Origin of the sequence: Natronomonas sp. (assembly GCF_036625485.1) — an archaeon.
In the GTDB taxonomy this organism is placed as follows: Archaea; Halobacteriota; Halobacteria; order Halobacteriales; family Haloarculaceae; genus Natronomonas.
In genome coordinates, this window is record NZ_JAZKTR010000142.1 from 1 (window position 1) to 6,052 (window position 6,052).

Genomic DNA, 6,052 nt, shown 5'->3' on the forward strand with positions numbered 1-6,052 from the left:
GTAGACTACTGAAACAGAATTAGTGGAGATGTCCGCGAGCGAACGAAGTGAGCGAGCGGTTCCTCCGTGCGACCGAAGGGAGCGCGGGACCGAGGCCTGACCGTAGGGAAGGCCGAAGTGTTTTTTCATGAAAGTTTTTGCCGGGCGGCGCCCGGCAAAAACTTTCAGAAGTAGGAGTCCGGATTCGACAGCCAGCGGCGGTTCTTGGCGCCGAGACCGATGGCTGCCACCACGATGATGCCAACAAGCACGAGGGTTGCGACGGAGGCGGCGACGTACTCACCGGCAAGGGTCGTTCCGAGCAGTTCGAAGATCGACCTGATGACGAGCGAGACGACGAGCAGGGCCAACAGGAACGACAGCGGTTTCGTCCAGTCCATGGGTGCATCTCCGAGGGCGGGATTATAAAACTCAAGACCTTGCCGCGAGTTCTGTCAGTATGACCACCGTCGCCGTCCTCTGTGACCCGCCGCGACCGGGCCAGGTACTTGACGAACTCGTCGAAACCTCACCGCTCTCGGAGGCAGAAGCCGCGGAGTTGTACGAAGCGCTCCTGAAGGACACCGTCGCCGCCGTCGAGAAAAGCGGCGGCGAGTTGCTGGTAAACTACCGTGCCGACGACGACCTCGACGTTCCGGGCGAGGACAGCGAGGCCGAAATACGGGCCGTCATCGAGGACGTCGTCGACGTCGAGGAGGCGCGTTTCGAGGTGCAGGTCGGCGAGACCTTCGCGGGACGCGTCGGGAACACGGCGACCCATCTACTGGAGACCGAGGAGGTCAGTTCGGTCGGCATCACCCGGCCCGAGGCTGCCTTCCTCGCCCGCACGGAGATCGACGAAGGGGCGATGAAACTCCGGAGCACGGACGCCGTCGTCGCGCCGTCGCCGGGTGGGCGCGTCTACTATGCGGCCTTCGGCGAGCCAATCGACTTTACCGACTGCTATGCGCCGCCAGCTTTCGAGACGGTCGTCGACCGATGTCTCGACGCAGGACTGGACGTGGAGTTCGAACAGCAGAAGACGTACGTCGAGGCGGGCGCCGATCTGGCGGACGCGCTCACCCTGGTCCGAACGCAACGGAAGGCGACCGGGATCGTACCGAGACACTTCGCCGAGTGGGCCGCCGAGACCGACCTGGTCGTGGACGCCGACGACGAGGGGCTTTCGCTCACACGGTAACCGACAGGTCTTAGAATCGGCCGCCGGTAGACCCGACTGCGGTGGGATGGCAGAGCGGCCCATTGCGCCGGTCTTGAAAACCGGTCCCCGGAAGGGGTTCCTGGGTTCGAATCCCAGTCCCACCGTGTTCTCGACGCGAACCAGCGCGTGAGCGGCGAGCGAGGCGACTGATTCGAACCCTACCAGTCGCAGTCCGGACGCGCAGCGATAGTGAGCGTCCCGGAACGTCTGGGTCCGGTTCGAATCCCAGTCCCACCGTGTTCTCGACGCGAACCGCCGGGTGAGCGGCGAAAGCGGTGTATCAAACGCCCGTTTGACCGTCCACGAGACTTATCCCCGGCCATGTGGGTTATCCTGACATGAATCGCCGTGGATTCCTCGCGACGACGGGAATCGCCCTCCTCAGCGGCTGTACGTTCGACGGCGGTACGGGAGATACGTCGAACACTGAAACGCCAACCGATGGACCGACCGAGACGCCACCACCCGAAGAACCGGGGGTCTCCGCGGAGGACCTCCGCGAGCGTCGCGTGGTCGACTTCGAAAACGTCGAGCTGACCGCCGCGGTGTTCGGCGGTCGGACGATCAACGACCGCATCAGGGCCGCCTACGGCATTTCCGAACCCGCGACCGACGACTCGCCCGCAGTCGTGGACGCGCTCGTTCGGAACAACAACAGTTTCGAACAGACGTTCCACCTGCGTCGGATCCCGGGCTTCTGGGACCCGCCGAACACCCACAGGGTGACCGAAGCCGGCGACAGAGGGGGAACGGTGTATCTCGCCCCGACGGAGAACCACGACCTCGCCGAGTCGGTCCCCGAGGTGACCAGAGACGAGGCGGGTCGCTGGCGACTGGCGACGTCGGGCCGCGAGTGGCTTCCCGAAACGCTCACGCTGGCGCCAGACGAGGCGATTCGCGGCGAGTACTATCTCGTCGGCAGCGACGACCCGAGCCACGAACCCATCGGCGTCGGCCGCTATGAGTTCCTGTATCAGGGCGAGGGGTTCACGGTCTCGGTCTGGGAGACGGAATCGCCGGGGCCGACGACCGAATCCGAACACGCCGGCGCGGATGTACACGCACTGCCGAACGCCGAGGAGATGGCGTGGTACCACGAGGCCGACGCCTCGACGTCGGTCTATCTCGACCCCTCCGCCGAGCGCGTCGAGGCGCCCGCCTGCATCGAGTTCGAACTTCGCAATCGAAGCCACGACCGGCTGTCGGGCAACCCCTATGACTGGACGCTGTTCAAACGGGTCGACGGCGAGTGGTTCCGCATCGAACCGTGGGGGATTCCCCAGCCGCTTTCCTACGTCGAACCGGGCCAGAGCGACGAGTCGTCGCTGGCGCTGTATCACGGCGACCCCCTCGCCTGCGACGACGGTCGGAGCGTCGGCCACCTCGGTGGCGGCCGCTACGCCTATCGCGTCGGATACAGCCGCGAAGGAGAGACCCACGCCGCGCTCGTGGACCTCGAGGCGCGCGCCGTCTCGCCATCGCCAGACGACGATGTCGAGGTCGAACGAAGCGGCGAGGAACTCGTCGTCACGATGCCGGAGTGGGACGACGACGAGCACCCGCCGAACGCCGAGATTCTCGTTTCGCGGGCGGACGAGGATACCGAGGCCGACCGCCAACTCATTCCCGAACAGCTCTTCCGGCGGCCGATGCGCGGCTATCGGAACACGCTGCCGCTGTTCGAGGCGGGAATCGAGCGGATCACGCTCCGCGCTGACCGGCACGTCGTCGGTCGCACCGTTGGCTACGACGAACTCGAACGTACGGTCGAATACGAGGGTGAGACGTTCCACGCCACGGGTGAGGACCCGCTGCGGGAGTGACTATCTATTCGTTGCGCGGGCTCGACGGGTGGTAGTCGGTATCGTACTCGCCGGGGTGGCCGTCGAGGCGGTCGGGGTTGATTCGGCCGCCCAGAAGCATGAAGTCCAGCACGGTCAGATAGAGCATCGCCTCGACGACGGGGACGCCACGCGGTGGGAGGACGGGGTCGTGCCGGCCGATGACCTGCGCGTCGTCGACGATCTTATCCGTCTCCCAGTCGGCGGTCTGCTGTTCTTTCGGAATCGACGTGGGCGCGTGGAGCGTCACCTCGCCGTAGATGGGCAGGCCGGTCGTGATACCGCCCTGCAGGCCGCCGTGGTCGTTCTCGACGGGGATCGGGTCGCCCTCTTCGGCGACGACGTCGTCTCGGTCGCCCTCGTAGAAGGTCCACTCGTCGTTGCGGTCCTTGCCCGTGTAGGTGCGGGCTTCCTTGCCGAGGCCGAACTCGAAGGCCGTCGTCGCGGGGACGGACATCATGGCCTGTCCAAGACGGGCCTCGAACGAGTCGAACCGTGGGGCACCGAGGCCACGCGGGACGCCGCGGACCTCGAACTCGATGGAGCCGCCGATGGAGTCGCCGGCTTCTTGATACTCGTCGATGCGGTCGCGCATCTCCTCGGCGGTTTCGGGGTGGGCACACCGGACCTCGTTTTCCTCGCTGTGTTCGAGCATCTCCTCGAAGGTGACCTCGGGAGCCTCGATGTCGCCGATCTGGTTGACGTGGGCCTTGATCTCGACGTCGTGGTCGGACTGTTCGATGACCTGTTTCGCTACCGCGCCGGCGGCGACCCAGTTGACGGTTTCGCGGGCCGACGAGCGACCGCCGCCGCCCCAGTTGCGCGTCCCGAACTTCGACGAGTAGGTGAAGTCGCCGTGAGACGGGCGGGGTGCGGTGATGAAGGGTTCGTACTTGCCCGAGCGGGCGTCCTTGTTCTGGATGACCATGCCGATGGGCGTGCCGGTAGTGTAGCCCTCCAGTGTGCCGGAGTTGATGGTCACCTCGTCGGGTTCGCCCCGACTGGTCGTGATCTTCGATTGGCCGGGCTTCCGGCGGTCGAGTTCGTACTGGATGGCCTCCTCGTCGAGTTCGACGCCGGCGGGACAGCCGGAGACGGTGACGCCCATCGCGTCGCCGTGGCTCTCGCCGAACGTGGTCACCTGGAAGAGCCGACCGAAGCGGTTGCCGTTCATTGACGGAGTCTCGGGGCGCCGGGGGTTTAGACTTTTCAATGTCGCAAGGTCGGTCGGCCGGTTCGACGCGGTATCGATGGAAATCGGGCGAACATTTATTTTCCGCATCCTGGTAACGATTCATATGGGGGGAGTGGACGTTTCTCCGGGCGAGCTATTGGACCGCATCGAGGACCTGGGTGTCGAGACACCGGGTGGCATCACGACCTCGGCGTATGCCGATTTCGACCGCGATCTCAACCTTACGTCGGTCGCCCTCAGCCTCGGGTTGGGGGAGGTCGTCGACAATGCCGAACGGTTTCCCGGGCTGGTCTACGAGGCCGACGACTACGAGGAGACGGTCGTCGTCGTTTTCGCCGACGGGACGGTCTTCGTTGACAGTGCCGGCACCGTCAGCGTTCAGGACGTTCTCGAAGATATCGGCGACCGGCTCCTCGAACTCGGATTGCTCGAGGAGGGACTCGGCCCCTCTTCGGAGTTCGAGTTGGCACCGAAGACCGTCCCGGTCCCACCGGAGTACGAGGTGCCCGAAGGGGCGGGGATGACGGACGGAGAAGGGGTCGTCGACGCCGAACACGTCTGCCCCAATTGCGTCCGGGGCCTGCGCGGCGATGAGAACTACTGCCCGGAGTGTGGCCTGGAACTGGATTCGGGGTGTCAGGCCTGCGGGCACGAACTGAGCGGGACCGAAAACTACTGCCCGGAGTGTGGGGCCGCCGTCGCTGACGACCGGGCGTAGCGACCCGCCGTTGGTCGTTCCGATGCGCTTATACGTAACGATGAGTTATGCTTGGAAGGTTTGCGTATGCCCTACGAAACGGGACTCTCGTATGACGACGTGTTGCTCGTACCACAGCGGTCGCCGGTCGACAGCCGCGACGACATCGACCTCTCGACGGAACTGGCGGACGGCCTCGAACTCGCCATTCCGGTGACGACCGCCGCGATGGACAGCGTGACCGAGGCCGAGATGGCCCGCGCCGTCGCCCAGCGTGGCGGCCTCGGGGTCGTCCACCGGTTCCTCTCGGTCGAGCGTCAGGCGGACATGGTCGAGTCGGTCGCCGACGATGGTCTCACCGTCGCCGCTGCAGTCGGTATCGCCGAGGATTACGTCGAGCGGGCGCGTGCAATCGTCGACGCCGGCGCCGACATGATCGTCCTCGACGTCGCCCACGGTCACATGGAGCGGACCATCGAAGCGACCGCCGAACTCGCCGAGGCGTTCCCCGAGACGCCGATCTGTTCGGGGAACGTCGTGACCCGCGAGGGCGTCGAGGACCTCGCTGCCGCGGGCGCCGACTGCATCAAGGTCGGAGTCGGCCCCGGTTCTCACTGCACCACCCGCGAGGTGACCGGGTTCGGCATGCCACAGTTCACGGCCGTCGAGCGCTGTACCTCCGAGGCGCAGAACCACGACGTGACGGTCATCGCCGACGGCGGCATCCGCACCTCGGGTGACGCCGTCAAGGCTCTGCTCGGCGGCGCAGACGCGGTCATGATGGGCGGCTTCTTCGCCGGCTGTGACGAAGCCCCCGGCGAGATCGTCGAGTTCGACGGCACCGAGTACAAGCGCACCCGTGGGATGTCGACCGCCGCCGCCGCCGAGGACCGCGAGGACAAAGATGTCGACATCGAGGCCGACGAGGGCGTCGAGTCGCTCACCGAGTACGCCGGTCCCGTCGGCCCGCGACTACGGGAGTTCACCGCCGGCATCCGGTCGGGCTTCTCGTATGCGGGCGCTCACGACCTCGCAACTGCCCGCGAGAACGCGGAGTTCGTGGAGGTAAACGCGACGACGAACGGTCGCAACGGCGCACACGGCTTCGGCAACGACGT

Annotated in this window: 6 protein-coding genes and 1 tRNA gene; 5 read left to right on the forward strand and 2 right to left on the reverse strand. The window is 65.8% G+C overall.

The genetic code is table 11. The features are described from left to right. Positions 1–164: 164 nt before the first annotated feature. Positions 165–380 carry a hypothetical protein gene (locus tag V5A53_RS12040; protein ID WP_332313860.1) on the reverse strand — a complete coding sequence of 72 codons (216 nt, stop codon included), beginning with the start codon at positions 378–380 and terminating at the stop codon, positions 165–167. A 59-nt stretch (positions 381–439) separates the two neighbouring features. On the opposite strand from V5A53_RS12040, the gene V5A53_RS12045 reads away from it, so the two are divergent. From V5A53_RS12045 to V5A53_RS12055, 3 genes are all read left to right on the forward strand, one after another. After that, positions 440–1,180, forward strand: a complete 741-nt coding sequence (locus tag V5A53_RS12045; RefSeq protein WP_332313861.1) for a hypothetical protein — start codon at positions 440–442, stop codon at positions 1,178–1,180. Between the two features lie 40 nt (positions 1,181–1,220). Continuing rightward, positions 1,221–1,305, forward strand: a tRNA-Ser gene (locus tag V5A53_RS12050). Between the two features lie 234 nt (positions 1,306–1,539). Next, the gene (locus V5A53_RS12055; protein ID WP_332313862.1) at positions 1,540–3,024 is read left to right on the forward strand and encodes a hypothetical protein; all 1,485 of its coding nucleotides are present in this window, start codon (positions 1,540–1,542) and stop codon (positions 3,022–3,024) included. A 4-nt stretch (positions 3,025–3,028) separates the two neighbouring features. Here V5A53_RS12055 and aroC read toward each other — a convergent pair whose 3' ends face one another. Beyond that, positions 3,029–4,216: a chorismate synthase gene (aroC, locus tag V5A53_RS12060; protein ID WP_332313863.1), complete on the reverse strand. Its 1,188-nt coding sequence runs from the start codon at positions 4,214–4,216 to the stop codon at positions 3,029–3,031. 124 nt (positions 4,217–4,340) lie between these two features. Here aroC and V5A53_RS12065 point away from each other — a divergent pair, with 124 nt between their 5' ends. Continuing rightward, entirely contained in the window at positions 4,341–4,955 is a 615-nt protein-coding gene (locus V5A53_RS12065; RefSeq protein ID WP_332313864.1) for a double zinc ribbon domain-containing protein, read from the forward strand. A gap of 66 nt (positions 4,956–5,021) precedes the next feature. Next, positions 5,022–6,052 (forward strand): guanosine monophosphate reductase (locus V5A53_RS12070; RefSeq protein ID WP_332313865.1); only part of this gene is annotated, 1,031 nt, incomplete at its 3' end.